This window comes from Halomicrobium sp. HM KBTZ05 (assembly GCF_041530035.1).
Taxonomy (GTDB): Archaea; Halobacteriota; Halobacteria; order Halobacteriales; family Haloarculaceae; genus Halomicrobium.
In genome coordinates this window covers 2,021,061-2,043,935 of sequence record NZ_CP168057.1, presented here as the reverse complement: position 1 = coordinate 2,043,935, position 22,875 = coordinate 2,021,061, and the positions used below count along the sequence as shown (strand labels likewise).

At 64.0% G+C, this 22,875-nt stretch carries 16 protein-coding genes and 3 rRNA genes; 16 read left to right on the top strand and 3 right to left on the bottom strand.

The features are described 5' to 3' along the window. Nucleotides 1-3 precede the first annotated feature (3 nt). The 9 genes from ACAH01_RS10620 to ACAH01_RS10580 all read left to right on the top strand — a co-directional run bounded on the left by ACAH01_RS10620 (nt 4) and on the right by ACAH01_RS10580 (nt 7,659). Complete coding sequence (locus ACAH01_RS10620) at nt 4-555, top strand: metal-dependent hydrolase (RefSeq protein ID WP_372479154.1); 552 nt, start codon at nt 4-6, stop codon at nt 553-555. A 96-nt stretch (nt 556-651) separates the two neighbouring features. Then, nucleotides 652-1,062, top strand: a complete 411-nt coding sequence (locus tag ACAH01_RS10615) for a hypothetical protein (protein WP_372479153.1) — start codon at nt 652-654, stop codon at nt 1,060-1,062. A gap of 295 nt (nt 1,063-1,357) precedes the next feature. Then, nucleotides 1,358-1,939, top strand: coding sequence for an acyltransferase (locus ACAH01_RS10610; protein ID WP_372479152.1), 582 nt, complete (start codon nt 1,358-1,360; stop codon nt 1,937-1,939). After that, complete coding sequence (locus ACAH01_RS10605; protein ID WP_372479151.1) at nt 1,936-3,051, top strand: DegT/DnrJ/EryC1/StrS family aminotransferase; 1,116 nt, start codon at nt 1,936-1,938, stop codon at nt 3,049-3,051. Before ACAH01_RS10610 ends, ACAH01_RS10605 begins: the two co-directional genes overlap by 4 nt. Next, entirely contained in the window at nt 3,044-4,027 is a 984-nt protein-coding gene (locus ACAH01_RS10600) for a Gfo/Idh/MocA family oxidoreductase (RefSeq protein WP_372479150.1), read from the top strand. Before ACAH01_RS10605 ends, ACAH01_RS10600 begins: the two co-directional genes overlap by 8 nt. 82 nt (nt 4,028-4,109) lie before the next feature. Next, entirely contained in the window at nt 4,110-5,039 is a 930-nt protein-coding gene (locus ACAH01_RS10595; protein WP_372479149.1) for a polysaccharide deacetylase family protein, read from the top strand. 57 nt (nt 5,040-5,096) lie between these two features. Next, nucleotides 5,097-6,047, top strand: coding sequence for an NAD-dependent epimerase/dehydratase family protein (locus ACAH01_RS10590; protein ID WP_372479148.1), 951 nt, complete (start codon nt 5,097-5,099; stop codon nt 6,045-6,047). 69 nt (nt 6,048-6,116) lie between these two features. Continuing rightward, entirely contained in the window at nt 6,117-7,100 is a 984-nt protein-coding gene (locus tag ACAH01_RS10585) for a glycosyltransferase family 2 protein (RefSeq protein WP_372479147.1), read from the top strand. Nucleotides 7,101-7,398: 298 nt separating this feature from the next. After that, nucleotides 7,399-7,659 (top strand): hypothetical protein, encoded by a 261-nt coding sequence (locus ACAH01_RS10580; protein WP_244257307.1) that lies wholly within the window; start codon nt 7,399-7,401, stop codon nt 7,657-7,659. An 88-nt stretch (nt 7,660-7,747) separates the two neighbouring features. Here the strand turns inward: ACAH01_RS10580 and glmS are convergent, their stop codons facing one another. After that, complete coding sequence (gene glmS / locus ACAH01_RS10575; protein ID WP_372479146.1) at nt 7,748-9,544, bottom strand: glutamine--fructose-6-phosphate transaminase (isomerizing); 1,797 nt, start codon at nt 9,542-9,544, stop codon at nt 7,748-7,750. A gap of 149 nt (nt 9,545-9,693) precedes the next feature. After that, the gene (locus ACAH01_RS10570) at nt 9,694-10,242 is read right to left on the bottom strand and encodes an HTH domain-containing protein (RefSeq protein WP_372479145.1); all 549 of its coding nucleotides are present in this window, start codon (nt 10,240-10,242) and stop codon (nt 9,694-9,696) included. A gap of 292 nt (nt 10,243-10,534) precedes the next feature. On the opposite strand from ACAH01_RS10570, the gene ACAH01_RS10565 reads away from it, so the two are divergent. The 3 genes from ACAH01_RS10565 (at nt 10,535) to ACAH01_RS10555 (ending at nt 15,805) form a co-directional block, all read left to right on the top strand. Continuing rightward, nucleotides 10,535-11,560, top strand: coding sequence for a glycosyltransferase family 2 protein (locus ACAH01_RS10565; RefSeq protein WP_372479144.1), 1,026 nt, complete (start codon nt 10,535-10,537; stop codon nt 11,558-11,560). 28 nt (nt 11,561-11,588) lie between these two features. Continuing rightward, nucleotides 11,589-13,103: a polysaccharide biosynthesis C-terminal domain-containing protein gene (locus ACAH01_RS10560; RefSeq protein ID WP_372479143.1), complete on the top strand. Its 1,515-nt coding sequence runs from the start codon at nt 11,589-11,591 to the stop codon at nt 13,101-13,103. A 758-nt stretch (nt 13,104-13,861) separates the two neighbouring features. Continuing rightward, entirely contained in the window at nt 13,862-15,805 is a 1,944-nt protein-coding gene (locus tag ACAH01_RS10555) for an archaea-specific SMC-related protein (RefSeq protein WP_372479142.1), read from the top strand. A gap of 52 nt (nt 15,806-15,857) precedes the next feature. Here the strand turns inward: ACAH01_RS10555 and rdfA are convergent, their stop codons facing one another. After that, on the bottom strand, nt 15,858-16,466 hold the full coding sequence (rdfA, locus tag ACAH01_RS10550) for a rod-determining factor RdfA (RefSeq protein WP_372479141.1): 609 nt from the start codon (nt 16,464-16,466) through the stop codon (nt 15,858-15,860). 1,029 nt (nt 16,467-17,495) lie between these two features. On the opposite strand from rdfA, the gene ACAH01_RS10545 reads away from it, so the two are divergent. From ACAH01_RS10545 to ACAH01_RS10530, 4 genes are all read left to right on the top strand, one after another. Beyond that, a 16S ribosomal RNA gene (locus ACAH01_RS10545) occupies nt 17,496-18,967 on the top strand. A gap of 372 nt (nt 18,968-19,339) precedes the next feature. Then, nucleotides 19,340-22,258: ribosomal RNA gene (locus tag ACAH01_RS10540) — 23S ribosomal RNA — on the top strand. A 107-nt stretch (nt 22,259-22,365) separates the two neighbouring features. Continuing rightward, nucleotides 22,366-22,487, top strand: a 5S ribosomal RNA gene (gene rrf, locus ACAH01_RS10535). Together the 16S, 23S and 5S rRNA genes form the textbook arrangement of a ribosomal RNA operon. 135 nt (nt 22,488-22,622) lie before the next feature. Then, a complete protein-coding gene (locus ACAH01_RS10530) occupies nt 22,623-22,865 on the top strand; it encodes a BolA family protein (protein WP_372479140.1) in 243 nt (80 codons plus the stop codon). The last annotated feature ends 10 nt before the right edge of the window (nt 22,866-22,875 follow it).

Genomic DNA, 22,875 nt, shown 5'->3' with positions numbered 1-22,875 from the left:
CTGATGTGGCCCTGGGAACACCTCGCCTGTGGCTACGTCGCCCTCTCGGTGCTGTCTCGTCTCCTCGACGGCGATCGGCCCACGGGCCCACAGACCGTCGCCGTCGCGCTCGGGACGCAGTTTCCGGACCTGGTCGACAAACCGCTGGGCTGGGGGACGACGCTGTTACCCTCGGGGATCTCGCTGGCGCACTCGCTGCTGGTCGCCGTCCCGCTGTCGGCCGTCGTCGTCGCCGTCGCGCGCCAGACCGGCCACGGACGGGTCGGCTGGGCGTTTGCGATCGGCTACCTCGCTCACCTGCCCGGCGACGTCGTCTATCCGATGGCACTGGGCGGGCCGCCCCGACTGGCCTTCCTGCTGTGGCCGCTCACGGAGACCGTCGCGTCCGCGCCGGTCTCGATCACCGGCCACGTCTGGGAGCTCCTCGCCCAGTTCGTCGCCCTGCTGGCCACGCCCGCGGGACGAGTGTACGTCGTCCTCGAACTCCTCCTGGTGGGCGGAGCGGTTCTCGTCTGGCTGCGGGACGGAACGCCCATCCTACCCGACGCCCGGTAGCAGCGGTCAACCGACGAGTGTCACCGGTGTCGTTCGACGCGAACTGGCCAGTACACCGAAAGAACCCACAAAAGCGCACGGGAGATACTGTATAGCATGGGTGCCGAGCATCACGACGACCAGTTAGCTGCTGTGGAGTTCGACGACGAGCCGTCGTCGTCGGTGACCGAGACGACGGTCTCCGTCGACGACCTCTTCGACGTCCTCGCACGCCCCGCGAACCGGTACGTCTTGACGTATCTCCTGCGGGACGAGGGGCCGGTCTACGCACACGAACTGGTCGAATACATCATCGACGAGACCGATCCGCCCGAGGGCCTCTCGGAGCGGGAGTATCGTGGCCAGATCGACTCGCGACTGCTCCACGTCTCGCTGCCCAAACTCGAAGACGTGGGACTGGTCGAGTTCGACGGTCGCCGCCAGCGAATCTCCGAGACCGACGAGACGCCGGCCGTACTGCCGTACCTCCGCTTTGCGCTCGTCCAGCAGCGAAGTCACGACGACTAATACGGATCGCTGTCCCCGTTTTTCCGGTCGACCTGGACCGGTGCAACTGTTCGCACGGGACTGTCTGTGCGGACCCTGGCGGCGACAGGATCGCGGCCGCCTCCAACAGCGATTGCCGACGACACGAGCGACGAGGCGTCTCCTCTCGGGGCCGACGACGACGCTCTCTCCGAGACAGGTGCTCCCTTACGGATTCATCGCGCGGCTAACCAGAGCCCTTCCTTCCTATCATCTCTATAACAAAGGCGTCTGTCGCGGAGTGACCTGACGAACACTGGCCCTCAGTGTGGATACTATGACAAATGCGAGAATCGGTGACGGGAGTTACGTAGCACCGGAGGCCGTCGTGGGTCGCGACGAGGACGCGGAGACGACCGCACGACTCGGCGAGAACGCAACGATTCGCTCGGGCACCGTGATATACGGCGACGTGACGATCGGCGACGACTTCTCGACCGGACACAACGCACTCGTCCGGGACGGGACGGTCGCGGGCGACGACGTGCTCGTCGGGACCAACACGGTCGTCGACGGCGACGTGACGATCGGCTCGCACGTCAGCCTCCAGACCGGCGTGTACGTCCCGCCGGAGACGACGATCGGCGACGAGGTCTTCCTGGGCCCGCACGCGACGGTCACGAACGACAACTACCCGATCCGCTCGGCGAGCGAACTCGACGGCGTCACGATCGAGGAGCACGTCTCGGTCGGAGCCAACGCGACTCTCCTGCCCGGCGTGACGATCGGTGCGGGATCGTTCGTCGCCGCCGGGGCCGTCGTCACGGCCGACGTTCCGCCCGAGACGCTCGTCGTCGGTGCGCCCGGCCGACACGAGGAACTGCCCGCCTCGCTCCAGGGAGGGAACCGGATCGAATGAGTTCTCAGATCAACCTCGACGGGGTCTCGCTGGCCGACCCGGTCGTCGAGGACCGCGAACAGCGCCGCGTCCGATCGGTCCTCGAAAGCGGGCACCTCGCGGCCGGCAGCGAGGTCGCGGCCTTCGAATCGGCCTTCGCGGACTACTGTGGGACCGACCACGCCGTCGCCACCAGCAACGGGACGACCGCGCTCCACGCGGCGCTCGCGGCGCTCGACATCGGTGAGGGCGACCGCGTGCTCACCACGCCCCTCTCCTTCGTCGCGACGGCCAACGCAATCCGGCTGGTCGGCGCAGAGCCGGTCTTCGCCGACGTGGATCCCGACTCGTACAACCTCGATCCCGAGGCCGCCAGCGAGCGCGTCGACGCCCTCGACGGCGACGTCGACGCCATCATGCCGGTCCACCTCTACGGGCTCCCCGCCGAGATGGACCGGTTCAGAGCGCTGGCCGACGCCTGCGACGCGACGCTCGTCGAGGACGCCGCCCAGGCCCACGGAGCCACCTACCGCGGCGAGCCGGCCGGATCGCTGGGTGACGCGGGCTGTTTCTCCTTCTATCCGACCAAGAACATGACGACCGGCGAGGGCGGGATGGTCGTCACCGACGACGACGCGGTCGCTCGTCGGCTCCGCTCGTTCATCAACCACGGGCGCGATCCCGAGGACGGCTCCGTCCACCACTCGGTCGGCCACAACTTCCGGATGACCGACATCGCGGCCGCCATCGGACGGGCACAGCTGGAGCGGCTACCCGACTTCGTCGAGTCCCGGCGTGCGAACGCTCGGCGACTCTCCGCGGGGATCGACGCGCCCTCGATCACGACGCCGACGGAGGCGGCGTACAAGCGCCACTCGTACCACCAGTACACCGTCAGATCGACCGACCGGGACGCGCTGGCGTCCGACCTCGAACGAGTCGGGATCGACACCGGCGTCTACTACCCGACGCCGATCCACGAACAGCCCGCTTACGACGACGTGGAGTCGTCGTTCCCCGTCGCAGAGCGACTGACACGGGAGGTCCTCTCCGTGCCCGTCCACCCCTCGCTGGCGACCGAGACGGTCGAAACGATCGCGACTGCGATCAACACGGTGGTCGCCGATGAGTGAGAACGGGTGTCTCAGGACCGGCGTCGTCGGCGTAGGAAACATGGGTCGCCACCACGCCCGCGTCTACGCGCAGAACCGCGCCGTCTCGCTGGTCGGTATCGCCGACGCCGACGCGGCGACGGCCCGCGAGGTGGCCGACGACTACGACACGAACGTCATGTCGACCGACGAACTGCTCGACGCCGTCGACGCCGTCACCATCGCCGTCCCGACCCGGTACCACGACGACCTCGTCGAGCGGGCGCTGGACGCTGGCGTCCACGTCCTGGTCGAGAAGCCGTTCGTGAAGGACCTCGCCGACGGCGAGGCGCTGGTCGAACGCGCCGCCGCCGAGAACCTCGTCCTCCAGGTCGGCCACGTCGAGCGGTTCAACCCCGCCATCCGAACCCTGACGGAGGTCCTGGCCGACCACGAGGTGCTCGCGGTCGAGGCCCGGCGGCTCGGTCCGCCGGTCGACCGGGACACGACCGACACGGTCACGATGGACCTGATGGTCCACGACCTCGACGTGACTCTCTCCTTGCTCGACAGCGGCGTCAGGACCGTCGACGCGGTCGGCACCTGCAACGGGCAACACGTCACCGCACAGCTCTCTTTCGAGGACGACACGGTCGCCCAGTTCAGTGCCAGCCGGGTGACCCAGCAGAAGGTCCGGCAGCTGGCGGTGACGACCCGCGATGCGCGGATCACCGTCGACTACGCCGACCAGGACGTGCGAATCCACCGCCACTCCGTGCCGGCCTACGTCGAGAACGACGGCGACGTTCGATACCGCCACGAGAGCGTCATCGAGCAGCCGACCGTCGCCAACGGCGAGCCGCTGGTGACGGAACTGGACGCGTTCGTCGAGGCGGTCGTGACCGACAGCGAGCCGGTCGTCTCCGGCACGGACGGGCTGCGTGCCCTCGAAATCGTCAACGAGATCGACGCACAGGTGTCGACCGAACTGGACGCTACTGCCCAGCAGTCCCGCTAACCGAGTGTGAGACGACTATGATACTGTTCTGCCAGTGCGTCGGTTCCGGTCCACCGAGAGCGGCCCGCACGGAGGTGAGCGGATGGGCTCGGTCGTGATCTCCGTCGACGCGGAGCTCGGCTGGGGCTTTCACGACGTGGCGAACTACTCGGAGCGACTGGCGGCCGCCCGCGTCGGCTGGAAGCGACTCGCCGGGCTCTGCTCGGAGTACGAGATCCCCGCGACGTGGGCGGTCGTCGGCCACCTGTTGCTCGCCGACTGCGACGGCCGCCACGAGAACCACCCTCGCGGCCCGGAGTGGTTCCGGTGTGAACGCGACCGCTGGGCTGACCGTCCGAGCCTGCGGTACGGCCCCCACCTCGTCGCCGACGTGGCGGCGGACCCGGTCGGCCACGAGATCGGCTGCCACACGTTCTCACACGTCCTCTTCGGAGCGGACGACACGACGGCCGCGACCGCTCGCGCCGAGATCGAGGCGTGTCTCGACGCGACCAGCGCGACCGACTACTCGCTTCGCTCGTTCGTCTTTCCGCGCAACAGCGTGGGCCACCGCGACCTGCTCGCCGAGTACGACTTCGACTGCTATCGCGGTGTCGCTCCGGAGGAACGGACGCCGCTGAACAAACTCCGCGAAGCGACCGTCGGCGAGCCCGAGCCACGCCTCGTCACACCCACCGTCGACGAGCACGGGCTGGTCGACATCCCGGCGTCGCTGTACCTCTTCTCCTTCGAGGGCCGACCCCGGCGACTCCTGACGACGGTCTTCGAGGACCCGATCGTCCAGTACGCCCGTCGCGGGATCGACGCCGCGGCCAGTCGGGACGGCGTCTTCCACATGTGGCTCCACCCGAACAACCTCGTCGGCCGGCCGGAGATCGCTCGCATGCGTGCGATCTTCGACTACCTCGACGAGCGTCGCGCCGACCTCGCGATCGAGACGATGGGCGAGGTCGCCGCCCGAGTCGGCCGCACGGATCCGCCGACGGCGGGCCACTCCCCCGACGGCGTTTAACTCAGCAAACACTATAGGGCGGGCATAACAAACCCGACACGAGTGGAGTTCCTTTCCATGTCTGAACCCAACCTCAGCGACAGATCGGTGCTGGTCACGGGCGGTGCCGGCTTCGTCGGCGGCCAGCTCGTCCAGACGCTCGCCCCGGACAACGACGTGACCGTCCTCGACGACCTCTCGACGGGCGAACGCGACCGCGTTCCCGACGACGTGACCTTCGTCCACGGCGACGTACGCGACCAGCGCAAGCTCAAACAGGAGATCGAGGCGGCAGACGTCGTCTTCCACGAGGCGGCCGTCGTCGGCGTCCCGGCCTCGCTGCGGGATCCGCCCCGGAGCAACCACGTCAACACCGGCGCGACCGTCCAGTTGCTCGATTACGCTCGCCAGTACGACACCCGGGTCGTCCTCGCCTCCAGCGCCGCGATCTACGGCGAGCCCGAGTCGGTCCCGATCGGGGAGGATCACCCCCTCGAACCGACCTCGCCGTACGGCGTCGACAAGCTCGCAGTCGATCACTACGCCCGCGTGTTCGCCCAGCAGTACGATCTCCCGGTCGTCCCGCTGCGCTACTTCAACATCTACGGGCCGCGGACTGGCCCTAACCCCTACAGTGCCGTGGTCGACGTCTTCCTCGAACAGGCTCGAAACGGCGAGCCGATCACGGTCCACGGCACCGGCGAGCAGACCCGCGACTTCGTCCACGTCGACGACGTGGTCCAGTCGAACCTCCGGGCCGCGACCACCGACGAGGTCGGCGTGGCCTACAACGTCGGCACCGGCTCGTCGGTCTCGATCGCGGAACTCGCCGAGCTGATCCGGTCGGCGACGGACAGCGACTCCCCGATCACACACACCGACGAGCGGCCGGGCGACATCAGCGACAGCGAGGCGGACATCTCCCGCGCACGCGAACGACTCGGCTACGAGCCGACGGTCGATCTCCGCTCGGGCATCGACCGGCTCGTCGACGCGGCCACCCCGGCCGATCCTCCTTCCTCGTCGTAGCACATCCATAACAAACCCGTCTCCTCGGGAAGAGAGTGGTACCGATTGCTGCACGGACTTTCAGCAGACATGTTCAACGGACACTCTCTCAGCGTCGTCGTACCGGCATACAACGAGGAAGCACACGTCGGCGAAGTCATCGACACGCTCCCGGACTGTGTCGACCGGGCGTACGTCGTCGACGACTGCTCGACGGACGACACCTGGTCAGTCATCCAGTCACATGTTCCCGCCCGCGAACGGTCTCGGTCGCGGGCACGCGCGGACGGCGGCGAGGCGGCACAGACGGTCGTCCCGATCCGCCACGAGCGAAATCGCGGCGTCGGTGGCGCGATCAAGACCGGCTACCTCGCGGCGATCCGGGACGGTACGGACATCGTCGCCGTGATGGGCGGCGACGGGCAGATGGACCCGGACCTGCTGCCCGACATCGTCGCGCCGGTGGCCGACGGCCGAGCCGCCTACGCGAAGGGGAATCGGCTGTGCTCGTCGTCGGACCGTTCGTCGATGCCGACCTTCCGGCAGGCGGGCAACCGCATGCTCTCGGCGCTGACGCGACTCGCGTCGGGGTACTGGGGGATCGGCGACCCACAGAACGGGTACACCGCCGCCTCCACGGCGGCGCTCGAACGCAGCGGGGTCGACGAGATGTACGAGTTCTACGGCTACTGCAACGACCTGCTGGTCAAGCTCAACGTCGCGGACTGTCGGGTCGCCGACGTGCCGATGCCAGCCGAGTACGGCGACGAGACCAGCCACATCGACCTCCGGACGTACGTGCCTCGCGTCTCCGGTATGCTGGCTCGGAACTTCTTCTGGCGGCTCCGCCGATACGCCAGCGACGTCAGTCCGGCGATCCCGGCGGGCTATCTGGGCGGGATCGCGCTTTCCGTCCCCAGCCTGGCGGGCGTCCTGTTCGCGTTGCTGGCGGGTAACAGCAGCTTACTCGCTCTCTCGTCGGTGGTCCTCCTCGTCGCGACCGTGGCTCTCGTGGCCGGCGTCGCGCTCGACCGCAGGCACAACGACGAGCTGGCTATCGTCGCCGATAACTGAGCCCTACCGTTCGGGAGCGTCGGTAACCACTCCTTTCGGTGTCCCTTCGGAAGACGCAACCACACCGCCACCGACTGGTAGGCAAGTCAGTCCACTTCGACGGAACGGTTTTGTCGGTATGTACGGATTACCAGGTGTTGATGGCTCCGACACCCACCTACCTGGCTCTCCGCGACGTGGACAGTGCGTCTGCTACTGTCGGCTGTACATCTGTGACCGATCTCGTCACCCCGAGGTGGCGGATCTCGTTACAACGTGACAGCCAACAGTGTGAGCGACGCCGATGGAGGACCAGACGATGACGAACGAGACGGACAACACCGACGGTGACCCGCTCGCAGACGCCGCCGCGACGTTCGCGGGGACGCCCTGGGAGGGCCGGCCGGTCGATCCGGACCTGCACAGCGATCTGGGGTACGAACTGGTCGACTGGGAAGTCGTGCCCAACGCTCGCGACGACAAACAGGTGTTCCTCCCGATCGAGGAGTCGATGCTCCGTGACGAGGCGTTCATCGTCGCCGAACCGGACGCCTGCTGTGACCTCGGCACGAAGCTGTAACCGAGCCCTCGCACGGAACGTCGTCCGTCGGTTCCGGTGAGTGGCTCCCCGCTCGACGCTCACCGGGACATCGCTACAGCCGTCTGTCTCACTCGACGGTCACGCTCTTGGCGAGGTTCCGGGGCTTGTCGATCGGGCGGTCGAGGCCCGCGGCGACGTGGTAGGCAAGCAACTGGAGCTGCACGTTCGCGAGCACGCCCGTCAGTGCCGGATCGGTGTCGGGCACCGGCAAGTGGGCGTCCGCTCGGTCGGCCAGCGGGCTGTCGGCCGGGCCCACCGCGACGATCGGCCCGCCGCGTGATCGAATTTCCTCGGCGTTGCTGGCGACCTTCTCGGTGTTGCGCCCCGTGTCGATCGCGAACACGGGCGTCTGATCGGTCACGAGTGCGAGCGGACCGTGTTTGAGTTCGCCGGCGGCGAAGCCCTCGGCGTGTTCGTAGGTGATCTCTTTGAGCTTGAGCGCCCCCTCCAGTGCGACCGGGTGGCCGGTCCCGCGACCGACGAAGAAGTACGCGTCGCTGTCTCGAAACTGCCGAGCCACGGACCGAACGTCGTCCGACTCGACGACCGTGCGGACGGCATCGGGCAGGGCCGCGAGCGCGCGTCGGAAGGGGCGGCCCCGCTCGGTCCCCTCGCGAGCGGCCAGTCGCTCGGCCAGCAACGCCAGCGTCGCGACCTGCGAGGAGAAGGTCTTGGTTGCTGCGACGCCGATCTCGGGACCGGCCCGGATGAACAGCGCGTCGTCGCACTCTCTGGCGGCCGTGGAACCGACCGTGTTCGTGACCGCAAGCGTGGGCTGATCCTGTGAGTGCGCTTCCCGGAGCGCCGCCAGGGTGTCTGCCGTCTCCCCGCTTTGGGTCACGCCGACGACGATCGTCCCCGGCCGCGCCGGTGGCGGTGCCGTGACGTACTCGCTGGCCAGGTGTGCGCTCGCGGGGACGCCACGCTCGGTCAGCAGCCGCGCCCCGTACAGCGACGCGTGGTAGGAGGTTCCACAGGCGACGAAGGCCACGCGTTCGACGCCGTCGAGAGTGTCGTCCGCGAGGTCGTCGAGCGCGACGCCGTCGCCGAGTCGCCCCTGGAGGGTCTGCTCTAGAGCCCGTGGCTGCTCGTGGATCTCCTTGTGCATGTAGTGGTCGTAGCGCCCCTTCTCGGCGTCCTCCGCGGTCCACTCGACGGTACGGACGGGTCGATCACGGACGCGACCGTCCGCGCCGGTCACTTCGTAGTGGTTCGGTCCGACCGCGACGATGTCGCCGTCGTCGAGGTAGACCACGCTGTCGGTGCGTTCGATGAACGCGGGCACGTCGCTGGCGAGGTAGTTCGCGTCCTCGCCCAGACCCAGAACCAGCGGCGAGCCGTTCCGGGCGGCGTAGACCTGATCGCTGTCGGCGACGACCATCGCGATCGCGTAGCTCCCGTCGATGTCGCCCAGCGTCGCCCGGAGCGCGTCGACCGGCGCTGCGCCCGCGGCCAGGTACTCCTCGACGAGGTGTGGCACCACTTCGGTGTCTGTCTCGCTCTCGAGGACGTGGCCACTCGCCCGGAGCTGATCGCGCAACGACGCGTAGTTCTCGACGATCCCGTTGTGGACGACGGCGACGCTGTCCGTGCAGTCGGTGTGTGGGTGGGCGTTCTCGTCGCTCGGTTCGCCGTGCGTGCTCCAGCGGGTGTGGCCGATCCCGACCGTCCCGCCGGGGCGGTCACGACGGACGCGCCGGGCCAGCTCGGCGACCTCGCCGGAGCGTTTGACGACCTCCAGGGACGCACCGTCCGGCACGGCGATCCCGGCGGAGTCGTACCCCCGGTATTCGAGGTTGTCCAGTCCCGAGAGCAGCGTCGAGACTGCCTCGTCACACCCCACGCAGGCGGTGATCCCACACATCAGCGGCCATCCTCCGTGGCGAGACGTGGGCGTCGCTGTCGGTCGACTGCGCGTCCGAAGGGCGGTCTTGGCATACACACCCGCTACCCCGCTCGCCACCTTTGTTATGCGACGGCTGTCAGTCGCCTCCGGCGGACCCGCCGGGCTGCTCAGAGACTGCCCACAGACTTCACCTCGCCCCGCTCTGTGGCAGCCAGGGGATCGCTCGCGAGTTCGGCCAGCCCCGTCAGATACGAGTGGACCGTCATGTCGACTTCCTCGAACTGGCTCGGGACGACTCCCGTGAGTTCGCCGTCGACGTACGTCGCCAGACAGATCCGCGGGAGCTTGACGCAGTCGAACGTCTCGTCGGTGACGAACGATTCACAGTGCGTCTGTTCGAAGGGAAGTTCGACCTCGGGGTAGCCGTCTGCCCAGCGTTCGAACTCCTCGATCTTGTTGTGCAGGTATCGCCCGACCGGCGACTGGGAACAGCGTTCCCCCGTGTAGAGACGATCGCCCCACACCTGGACGGTGAACCGATCGATCCTCTCTCGCTCCTCCAGTCCGTCGAGGCGTTCGAGAACGGCCGACTGCGTCGTCTGGGAGGGCGTCGGTGCCCCCAGCGACCGCACGAACACGTCGATGCGAACGTCGTCACTCGCTTCGACGCGCTCGCTGTGATTCGACCACCACTCACTGTACGGTGTCTCTGACATCGTGTTCTTCTTGTTGGGTCCGTACCGGCCGACATAAGCGGGTTCGACCGTTCACAGAACTGGTTCGAGATAACCCGCCACTGTCGCCGATATGGCGGGATTTCTCCGAGCGGGAGTCCCGGCGCTTCTGCCCGAATGCGAGTCGCGTACCATCCACTTGCGGCGGACCGTCCCGGCCTTACCGGGTGAACGACCGTTCATCGGGCCGGTATCGAGACGAGAGCGTTCGGTAGCCCGGCCATAACAATGGACGGGCCAGCGGTCCGTCGGGACAAGGAATGGTGATCGGTGTATGAGTTGCCGAGGGCAGGCCGCGAGCGGGTACAGCAGCGACACAGCGTCCGTTTCCGCCCTCTCCGTGGTCGTCGTGACCTACAACGAGGCCGATCGTATCGAGGCGTGTCTCGATGCGATCTTCGAGGCGTGTCGCCAGTTCGAACGGACCGAAGTCGTCCTCGTCGATTCGCACTCGACCGACGAGACCGTCGCACTGGCCGCCGACTATCCGGTCCGCGTCTACCGTCTCCCCGCGTCTGTGGATCGGACGCCCGGTGCCGGTCGATACGTCGGGACACGGGTCACGTCGGCCGACGCCGTGCTGTTCGTCGACGGCGACATGATCGTCGAGTCCTCGTGGATCGCGGCCGCCGCGGCGCGGCTTCGGTCCGAGCCCGCGGTCGCCGGGGTCGACGGCTGTCTCAACGACGCCTCCGGGCGGACCGAACGCCGCGTCGACACGCTGCGTGGCGTCGTACTGTACGACCGGTCGATCCTGGCGTCGGTCGGCGGCTTCGACCCGCACCTGCAGGCCCTCGAAGACGTGGAGCTCGGCTTCCGTCTCAGGAACGCGGGGTACCACCTGGTGCGGCTCCCGATCGTCGCCGCAACCCACCCCTTCGGCGACGGGCTGCCAGAGCTGCGTCGCCGGTGGCGCAGCGGCTACTACTTCGGCCGCGGACAGGTCTTGCGCAAATGGTCTCGATCCCCGCGGATGGTCGCGCGGGTGTGTCACTACTCTCGACTCTACGCGGCGATGGGTGGCTGGACGGCGCTCGGAATTCTCGCGACCGGTTCGCTGGGTCCGGCTGGACTCCTGTCGTGGTGCTGTGTGACGGCGGCGCTGATCGGCGTCTGTCTCCGACTCAAGGGCCGGACCTGGGTCGAAAACAAGTCGATCTCGCTCGTTCCCGTCTGGGCGGGCGCACTCGTCGGCTTCCTCGGCCCGCACCCGCCGCCGTCTGCCTATCCGGTCGGACAGGTCGAGCTGGTCGCGACGCCGACCGGGCGGAGTTCCGGAGCGGTCGGAGGGATTCGATGACCGACGCGGCCACGCTGGGGGGAGGTTCGTGGATCGGTCGCTAACCGAGGCGTTCAGCGCACTGTTCAGTGCCAAGCTGGCGACTTCGGTGATCAGTATCGTCTCCTTACCGATCGTCGTCCGGGAACTGGGGACGACCGGGTACGGAGACTACGCCTTCCTCATCTCCTCGTTCAGCCTCTACATGATCCTCGTTAGCTCCGGTGTCACGGAAGGCGTCCAGAAGTTCGTCGCCGAAGAGCGCCCGGACGACCGCTGGCACGAACACGTCGTCGGCTTCTACCTCCGACTGACTCTCGGACTCGGGGCGGTCGGTGCCGTCGTCGTCGGCGCGGCCAGCGCGAGCGGGTTGCCGGATCGCCTGCTCGGTGCTCCGTTCTCCTACTACTTCGCGTTGCTGGCGGTGCTGGTCGTCGCTGCACAGCTCCGGGCGTTTACCCGCCGGACGCTGATGGGGCTCGGTCTGGAGCGCTACTCCGAGCCCCTGCGGGTCGCGACGAAGCTCACCTGGGTCGGACTCGGACTCGGGCTGGCCGCCCTCGGGTTCGGCGTCGATGCCTTCCTCATCTCGAACATCGCCGGTGCGACGCTGCTCGCCGTCGTCGGTCTCGCGGTGATCGCCCGCCGACTGTCGGTGTCTGCCATCCTCCGCGGGCCCCCGGACGACTTCCCCACCAGAGAACTACTCTCGTTCAACGGGCTCAACATCGTCCTCGTGCTCCTCTTGCTGTCGCTGTTCCACGTCGACGTGGTGATGATGCGGCTCCTGACCGACGGCGGACAGACGGGACAGTACAGGGCCGCCCTGGCGATCGCAGAGTACGTCTGGTTCGTTCCGCTCTCTCTCCAGACGCTGCTCTTGCACTCCAGTTCCCGACTGTGGGCCGAGCGTCAGTTCGAGCGTCTCACCGACATCGCCTCCCGAATCACGCGCTACGTCTGGCTGCTCGTGTCGCTGATGGCGATCGGTCTGTTCGTCCTGGCCGACGCGGCGATTCCGCTGTACTTCGGTCCCGAGTTCACCGACACCGTCGGGCCGCTGCTCGTCCTGTTGCCCGGGACGATCGGCTTCGCGCTGGCCCGCCCGCTGTACGCCATCAACCAGGGGAGCGGTCGCCTCCGAATCCCGATCGTCGCCACGGGCGGGGCTGCCGGCATCAACGTCGTCCTCAACGCGGCGCTGATTCCGGCCTACGGGATGATCGGCGCTGCGGCCGCCACCAGCGTCGGCTACGGTTCGATGTTCGCCTTCCACGTCGCCTGTGCGCGGTATCTGGGGTATCGACCGCTGGACGATCTCCGGCTCCCGTCGCTGGTCGGGACCGTGGTCGTCGCCGCACCCGTCATCTACGCCGTCGACGCCGTTCTCGTCGGCGACTACCTCTCTCTCGCGGTGGTCCCGGTCGTCGGTGCAGTCGTCTACACGATCGCCGCCGTGGCGTTCGGTGCGGTGACCGTCGACGAACTCCGGTCGGTCACCGGTGCGCTGCCCGCACCGGTCGGTCCTCGGCTCCGGGGGCTCTTGCCGGGATCGGACCGGTGAGGTGTCGCGTCACTTGGCAAATTAATTCCCGAATTTCAAGTGAAGAAATGTAAACTGGTGGCCCATACCATCAACAGGGTGTGACGTTCGACCGGCCGCCGCGACGTATCCGACCTCCAGTTTCGTCTGGAAATATATCGAACACAACAGCCGCCATCATCAATACTTTTCTGGTGTCGTGTCGCCGATCGAGAGGGCTGGTGCCGTGCGCTACGTGATCGTCTTGCAGGTGACGATGCGACCGCCGACGCCGGTACCCCTGCTCTGTGCCTGTCTCGCGGCCGCACGTGAAATCGAACTGTTCGGTCGTGGGGTCGTCTCGCTCCGGACACGCCCGCGCAATCTCGACGTGTACCGGAGGTCAGTCCGACGTCGCACGATCCGGGCCACGGATTCGAGCATATCAGCGAGAGACGACTACTCAATTTCGATACTGCATCTCAAACTGGTGGTTCGTTTCTCGTTCCGAGCAAGTGTACGCAGCCGTATACGTTCTCGGTGAGCTTGTGCTTCCGGCCAGTCGTCGCCGTGCGTCCTCCCGAACGTGTCACTCTCAGTACACCGTTTCCGACCCGCGATTTCCCCGCTCGACCTCGATAGTGCTATCACTGGTACCACCGTTATTTCCTCCTCGTGAACACCTGTGCCGGCTCCCGGACAGCGACCAGTCAGTTTCGAAAGAGTTTCTCCCCGACGGCGACAGTCCTTACATCTGTCATACCAGAATCTACAAATAGGAGCGCGCCGTGGGCTGCCATATGGACTCCGGAACGCTGACCGTCGAGAATATCGGCGGCATCGAGCACACGACAGCAGAGATACCGCCCGGCGTAACTGTCCTCGCGAGCCCGAACGCCTCGAACAAGACATCGTTTCTCCGATCGGTGATGGCCGCGCTCGGTAGCGATCAGGTCTCGCTCAAAGGCGACGCAGACGAAGGGTCGGTAAGTCTCGAAATCGACGGGACGACGTACGAACGAACGTTCGAACGAACGGGTGCGACCGTCCGCTCGGACGGCACCCCCTACCTCGACGACTCTGCCGTCGCGGATCTCTTTGCCTTCCTGTTGAAGTCCAACGAGGCCAGGCGTGCCGTCCAGTCGACCGTCGATCTGCGGGAACTCATCATGCGACCGGTCGACACCGAAGCGATCCAGTCCGAGATCGAGCGTTGTCAGCGCGAACGCGATCAAATCGACGAGCAACTGGACGAGATCGACTCGCTCAAGCAGCGACTTCCCGACCTCGAAGAGCGAAAGCGCGAGCTGCAAGAGGAGGTCGAGGCGAAGCGTTCGGAGCTGGAGTCACTCGAAGCGGATATCGAAGAGGCCGACGCCTCCGTCGAAAATCAGCGCGAGGAACGCGACGAACTCGAAGCGGCGCTGGAAGAGCTTCGAGACGTTCGATCGACACTCGAAGACGTTCGCTACGAGATCGAGGCAAAGCGCAAGCGCCACTCCTCGCTCAAGGAGGAGCGAAACGAGCTCGAAACCGAGATCGACGAACTGGCCGACGTTCCCGAAGACGAACTGGCCAACATCGAGAGCCACGTCGACGACCTTCGCTCCCGGAAGCAGCAACTCGACGCCGAAATCAGCGAACTCCAGAAGACGATCCAGTTCAACGAGAAGATGATCGACGAGGCGACGAGCGGAAGTCACCCGGCCGTCGACATCGCGACCGACGGCGGGGACGGTGCCACCGTCACCGACCAACTACTCGACCAGCGCCAGGAGACGGTCTGTTGGACCTGTGGCTCGGAGGTCGAGATCGACCAGATCGAGGACACGGTCGCCAACCTCCGTGACGTGCGCCGCGAGAAACTCGACACGATCGACGACATCGAGTCGGAACTCGACGAGTACAAGCGCCAGAAGAAGTCCTACGAGTCCCAGCAACGCGAACGCGATCAGGCACAGCGCCGCCTCGCGCGCGTGGAGAACGATATCGAATCCACTGACAGCGCGCTCGAACGACTGACCGAACGCAAAGACGAACTCACTGACGAGGTCGAAGACCTCGAAGCGCGCGTCGAGGACCTCGAATCCGGCAGCTACGACGAGGTCCTGGAACTCCACCGGACCGCCAACGACATGGAGTACGAACTCGGGCGACTGGAGACAGAACGCGACGAAGTCGAGAGCGAGATCGAGGACATCGAGTCCCGCGTCGCCGAGGCAGACGACCTGCGCGCACAGCGCGAGCAACTCCAGGAAGAACTGACGGACCTCCGCACTCGCATCGACCAGATCGAGGCCGACGCCGTCGAGCAGTTCAACGACCACATGGAACAGCTCCTCGGCATCCTCGACTACGACAACATCGAACGGATCTGGATCGAGATCGTCGAGGAGGAGGTCAGAAAGGGACGACGCAAGACCACCGAACGGACCTTCGAACTCCACGTCATCCGTAGCAGCGACAGCGGCGTCGCCTACGAAGACACCGTCGACCACCTCAGCGACTCCGAGCGGGAGGTGACTGGACTGGTGTTCGCCCTGGCCGGCTACCTGGTCCACGACGTTCACGAGGACGTGCCGGTGATGATCATGGACGCACTCGAACCGATCGACTCCGAGCGTATCGCTGCACTCGTCGAGTACTTCGAGTCGTACGTCGACTACCTCGTCGTCGCACTGCTGCCCGAAGACGCCGACGCTCTGGAGATCGACCACCACCGAATCACCGATATCGGCGCGTAACGACCGCTGGTGGCTTTCGACGGCCTCCAACGTGACTGCTGCGACTGACGGGTCAGCTCTCCTCGCTTTCACACTCACAACCGCCCTCGTCGAGCAACGACGCCACGGTCCTCTGTGTCTCGCAGTCCCGACAGTACACCTGAAAGTCGATGATGAGCCGGAAGTCGCCGAGCGATATCCGGCCGGTGTCGCGCAGCCGCGTCAGCTTCTCTTCGGTGACCGACGTCGCCCGACTGACGAGACGCTGGATCGTCGTCTTTTGCTTCTCGATGTGCTCTTCGTCGCTTGGCGTCTCGTACTCCGCGTCCCGGACGTCTTTGACGTAGGACCTGATCGCCTGGTACGTGACGAAGTCGCTCTGTAGCTGCTCGATGTCGACTCCTTCCCGTTCGAGCCGCGTCTCGATGGTTGCACGGTCTGTCTCGGCGTCGTCGTTCGCCAGGGCCTCGTAGATCGCCTTCCCGTCGCTGTCGAAGTGCGTGATACCTTCACTCTCCAGTCGCGCGTCGACCAGCGCGACGTTGAACTCGGTCGCGAGCTGGCGGAGGCTCTTCCGATCGTCGCCGTCGGCCGTCCAACTGGCGACGAGTTCGTCTCCCAGGCCACCCAGCCCGTACTCGTCCAGCAATCGTTCGACTTTGCTTCGCCGCTGTCTGTTCATACGTGGTTCCAACGCGCTCCCGGGTTATGTAAATTGCTTCCGCCTTCCACACCGACCGTCCACTACGGTGAAATAACGCGGGTATCGGCGTTACGTTTCGCCGCGTCCTCTCGTGGCTGTCGTGTCGGATACTGCCACAGCTACACTTCGAATGCTAGGCCAATCGTGAACTCTTCACCGAATAGCGAGGATATAGTAGAGTAGGCGACAGTATAGGGATACTATGGGAAATACGGAAGTATATATAGGCATACATATCTAATATTGGGAAATACATACAGAAACACCTCGACACTCTGTGCAAAATGGGAAAAATATCTATAGAACACTCTCCCTAAGCGAATAATCGGGGTGATACAGATGCGCCTTCGACGGTCTTCCGGAAACGTGGGATGGTCCTCCTGTTTGTGTTCGCTGGCGATTCACTGTGGTCGTCGCCTCCGCTGCAAGACTCACACTGTTGGCCGTCATCGTCACACGGTACTCGCTACCCGGTGGGCAAGACATCCCACGCAGATAGCTCGCTGCCTGTGTCGGGTTGATCGTCTGGCTGTCCGCTGTCACTGTGGTTGCCGTGTGCCCGTGGCGGAGCCGTCGTCGTTCGGGGACTTCCAGCGTCGATTCCGTCCGTCCCCTCTGTCTCGCTTATATCCCCTCGGTCAGTTCACACGACGGCGCGGACCACCACACGTGAGCCGTGTGCTGCCATCACAGGGCGGCTTCGAGACGTGCGATTTATATGTACCCCTCCCATCGGGTGTAATACGAAGGTCGCGCCGGGTCGCCCGGCAAGGCCGGGGCGGCAAACCGCCGTGGTTTGTCGGCCACGAAGAGTGAGAGTGTGCCCACCTCGCCGCTCCGCGGCGAGTGGCCCTCTCGCGAAGGATGAGGATCTCACCCCTGCGGTCCGCCGTCAAGATGAGATCTGATGTGAGCCCTGACGGACCCAACACGATGTAGCTGGGGAGGGATACCCCAGCATTTGCTTCCGACGGAGTGATACCTTTCCGCCGCTGACTATGTCAGCACATTCCGGTTGATCCTGCCGGAGGCCATTGCTATCGGAGTCCGATTTAGCCATGCTAGTCGCACGGGCTTAGACCCGTGGCGTATAGCTCAGTAACACGTGGCCAAACTACCCTATAGACCATGATAACCTCGGGAAACTGAGGCTAATCGTGGATATCGCATTCACGCTTGAACTGCCGAATGCGAGAAACGTTCCGGCGCTATAGGATGTGGCTGCGGCCGATTAGGTAGACGGTGGGGTAACGGCCCACCGTGCCAGTAATCGGTACGGGTGGTGACAGCCAGAACCCGGAGACGGTATCTGAGACAAGATACCGGGCCCTACGGGGCGCAGCAGGCGCGAAACCTTTACACTGCACGACAGTGCGATAGGGGGACTCCGAGTGCGAGGGCATATAGCCCTCGCTTTTCTCGACCGTAAGGTGGTCGACGAATAAGGACTGGGCAAGACCGGTGCCAGCCGCCGCGGTAATACCGGCAGTCCGAGTGATGGCCGCTGTTATTGGGCCTAAAGCGTCCGTAGCTTGCCGTGAAAGTCTATCGGGAAATCGACGTGCTCAACGCGTCGGCTTCCGGTGGAAACTACACGGCTTGGGGCCGGAAGACTCAGCGGGTACGTCCGGGGTAGGAGTGAAATCCTGTAATCCTGGACGGACCACCAATGGCGAAAGCACGCTGAGAAGCCGGACCCGACAGTGAGGGACGAAAGCCAGGGTCTCGAACCGGATTAGATACCCGGGTAGTCCTGGCCGTAAACGATGCTCGTTAGGTCTGCCGTGCACTACGAGTGCACGGTGAGCCGAAGTGAAGACGATAAACGAGCCGCCTGGGAAGTACGTCCGCAAGGATGAAACTTAAAGGAATTGGCGGGGGAGCACCACAACCGGAGGAGCCTGCGGTTTAATTGGACTCAACGCCGGACATCTCACCAGTCCCGACAGCAATAACGACGGTCAGCTTGACGAGCTTACCCGAGTTGCTGAGAGGAGGTGCATGGCCGCCGTCAGCTCGTACCGTGAGGCATCCTGTTAAGTCAGGTAACGAGCGAGACCCGCATCCGTAGTTGCCAGCGATACCCTGAGGTAGTCGGGTACACTACGGAGACCGCCGACGCTAAGTCGGAGGAAGGAACGGGCAACGGTAGGTCAGTATGCCCCGAATGGACTGGGCAACACGCGGGCTACAATGGTCGAGACAATGGGTCGCGATACCGAGAGGTAGAGCTAATCTCCCAAACTCGGTCGTAGTTCGGATTGTGGGCTGAAACTCGCCCACATGAAGCTGGATTCGGTAGTAATCGCGTGTCAGAAGCGCGCGGTGAATACGTCCCTGCTCCTTGCACACACCGCCCGTCAAAGCACCCGAGTGAGGTCCGGATGAGGCCATCATGCGATGGTCAAATCTGGGCTTCGCAAGGGGGCTTAAGTCGTAACAAGGTAGCCGTAGAGGAATCTGCGGCTGGATCACCTCCTACTGAACGGGACCAGGCCGACGTGCCTGGCCCACCTGCTGTTACCGTTGGTCGAGCGCGACCAACAATTTGGTCGGAAGACCGTGTTGGGCCGTCAGGGCTCACAAGACCTATCCGAGGCGGATCTCCCCTCCGGGGAGGCTGGGTGCAACTCCCAGCGGGTCCGTACCTCGTAGCAGTTCCGAACCGAGCCCCTTAAGTGTGGGACGGCGCTCGGATCTGGTACGAAGACCAGTGCACTACCCCGTGCAAGCGTGGGTAGGAAGGGTCGATGTACAGACCGGGTCGCACCGGCTGTACTGATGACACCGCGTGTACGTGCGATCCAGGCGTCCACTGGACTCGTGCAATTTCATCGAGTCACAACCAAATTTGACGTTGGCTACTGTGCCGCCTGGTGGATAGCTCGGCTCGGAAGCCGATGACGGACGTGCCAAGCTGCGAAAAGCCATGGGGAGCCGCACGGAGGCAAAGAACCATGGATCTCCGAATGGGAATCCCTCTAACAATTGCTTCGCGCAATGGGGAACCTCGAGAATTGAAACATCTTAGTATCGAGAGGAATAGAAAGCGCAATGCGATGTCGTTACTAACCGCGAGTGAACGCGACACAGCCCAAACCGAAGCCTTCACGGGCAATGTGGTGTACGGACTACCTTTCATCGGCCGACCATCTTCACGAAGTCTTCTGGAACGAAGCGTGATACAGGGTGACAACCCCGTAGTGAAGATCAGTACGTCGTGCGGTAGCTCCAGAGTAGCGGGGGTTGGAAATCCCTCGTCAAGACGGCAGGCATCGACTGCCAAGGCTAAATACTCTCCGAGACCGATAGTGAACAAGTAGCGTGAGCGAACGCTGAAAAGCACCCTCAGACGGGGGTTGCAATAGGGCTTGAAATCAGGTGGCGATCGAGCGACGGGGCTTGAAAGGTCCTGTAACAAACGAAAGCGGCGCGAGCCGTGTGTAGGACTTACAGGAAGCCGAAGTTCCGTCGTGCGTTTTGAAAAACGAGCCAGAGAGTGTGCCTGTTTGGCGAGTCTAACTCGATAATCGAGGAAGGCATAGGGAAACCGACATGGCCGCAGCATTGCGAGGGCCGCCGTCTTCAAGGGCGGGGAGTCAAACGGGCACGACCCGAAACCGGGTGATCTACGCGTGGGCAGGGTGAAGCGTGCCGAAAGGCACGTGGAGGCCCGTTAGGGATGGTGTCCTACAATACCCTCCCGTGACCTACGTGTAGGGGTGAAAGGCCCATCGAACCCGGAAACAGCTGGTTCCAACCAAAACATGTCGAAGCATGACGTCCGCCGAGGTAGTTCGTGGGGTAGAGCGACCGATTGAGGTGCTTCACTTCGAGAGAAGTGAACACTTCTGTCAAACTCCGAACCTACGAACGCCGTCGACGCGGGCAGTCCGGTATGCGGGGTAAGCCTGTGTACCGTAAGGGAGACAACCCAGCGCCGGGTTAAGGTCCCAAAGTGTGGATTAAGTGTGATCGAAAGTGGTCTCAAGCCCTAGACAGCCGGGAGGTGAGCTTAGAAGCAGCTACCCTCTAAGAATAGCGTAACAGCTTACCGGCCGAGGTTTGAGGCGCTGAAAATGATCGGGACTCAAATCCACCACCGAGACCTGGCCGCTCCCGTGAAAGGGAGATCGAGTAGGTTGGCGCTCCGATTGGATGGAAGCAGGGGTGAGAACTCCTGTGGACCGATCGGTGACGACAATTCTGGCCATAGTAGCAGCGATAGTCGGGTGAGAATTCCGACGGCCGAACGAGCAAGGGTTCCTCAGCACTGTTCGTCAACTGAGGGTTAGCCGGTCCTAAGTCCCCCCGTAATTCGAAGGGGACGACATGGGAAGCTGGTTAATATTCCAGCGCTCATATGCAGTGAAACCGACGCCTCGGGGTCGACCAAGCCGGGCCTTCGCCCGGTCGAACCGTCCAAATCCGTGGAAGCCGTAATGGCAGGAAGCGGACGAACGGCGGGATAGTGAAAATTGGTTCAACCTGGGGCCCGTGAAAAGGGAGCATATGATCCGTACCGAGATCCGACACAGGTGCTCGTGGCGGCGAAAGCCAAGGCCTGTCGGGAACAACCGACGTTAGGGAATTCGGCAAGTTAGTCCCGTACCTTCGGAATAAGGGATGCCTGCTCCTGACAGGAGCAGGTCGCAGTGACTCGGACGCTCCGACTGTCTAGTAACAACATAGGTGACCGCAAATCCGCAAGGACTCGTACGGTCACTGAATCCTGCCCAGTGCGGGTATCTGAACACCTAGTACAATAGGACGAAGGACCCGTCAACGGCGGGGGTAACTATGACCCTCTTAAGGTAGCGTAGTACCTTGCCGCTTCAGTAGCGGCTTGCATGAATGGATTAACGAGAGCGTCACTGTCCCAACGTTGGGCCCGGTGAACTGTACGTTCCAGTGCGGAGTCTGGAGACCCCCAAGGGGAAGCGAAGACCCTATGGAGCTTTACTGCAGGCTGTTGCTGGGACATGGTCGCTACTGTGCAGAGTAGGTAGGAGCCATTACACAGGTATCCGCGCTAGCGGACCACCGAGGCAGACATGAAACACTACCCGGTAGTGACTGTGACCCTCACTCCTGGCGGAGGACACCAATAGCCGGGCAGTTTGACTGGGGCGGTACGCGCTCGAAAGAATATCGAGCGCGCCCTAAGGCTATCTCAGCCGTGACAGAGACGCGGCGAAGAGCGCAAGAGCAAAAGATAGCTTGACAGTGTCACTACCAACACGGTGACGCTGACGCGAAAGCGTGGTCTAGCGAACGGATGCGCCTGCTTGATGCGGGCCGATCTACGACAGAAAAGCTACCCTAGGGATAACAGAGTCGTCACCGGCAAGAGCACATATCGACCCGGTGGCTTGCTACCTCGATGTCGGTTCCCTCCATCCTGCCCGTGCAGCAGCGGGCAAGGGTGAGGTTGTTCGCCTATTAAAGGAGGTCGTGAGCTGGGTTTAGACCGTCGTGAGACAGGTCGGCTGCTATCTATTGGGGGTGTAAAGGTATCTGACGGGAACGATCGTATAGTACGAGAGGAACTCCGATTGGTGGCCACTGGTGTACCGGTTGTCCGAGAGGGCACGTGCCGGGCAGCCACGCCACACGGGGTAAGAGCTGAATGCATCTAAGCTCGAAACCCACCTGGAAAAGAGATACCGCAGAGGTCACTCGTAGAAGACGAGATAGATAGACTCGGGGTGTACGCGTCGAGGCAACGAGACGTTGAGCCCGCGAGCACTAATCGACCGAAGCCACACACTCATTGCACTGTGACTCAATTTGCACGAGTCCAGGCGTTTACTGGATCGCACGTATTGCGCGGAGACCGAGAGTGGTAGTTTCACGGTTCGATTCCGTGACTCGGCGTAAAGGCGGCCATAGCGGCAGGGAAACACCCGTACCCATCCCGAACACGGCGGTTAAGCCTGCCAGCGTTCCGGTGAGTACTGGGGTGTGCGAACCCCTGGGAAAGCCGGTTCGCCGCCTGCTATTCATACTACAGAGCCCGCAGCCGTGGTGGCTGCGGGCTTTTTTCATATCGATCGGGGAGCGGTGGTGCCCGATCTCTCTGTGCCGAGCGACCGCTGTAGCAAGCGTTTTTCCCTTCGCCCGTGTGCTGGCCGTATGGACACAGACGAGATCGAGCGACTCATCGAGGCTGGGATCGACGACGCAGACGCGACAGTGACGATATCGCACGGGACTGCGGAAGACGACCACTACGCGGCGCGGGTCGTCGCGCCGGCCTTCGAAGGCGAGTCCCTCGTCGACCGTCACCAGCGGGTGTACGACGCCCTCAACGGGCATATGACGACGGACATTCATGCGATCGAAATCGAGACGTACACGCCCGGCGAGACGGACTAGCACAAGCCAT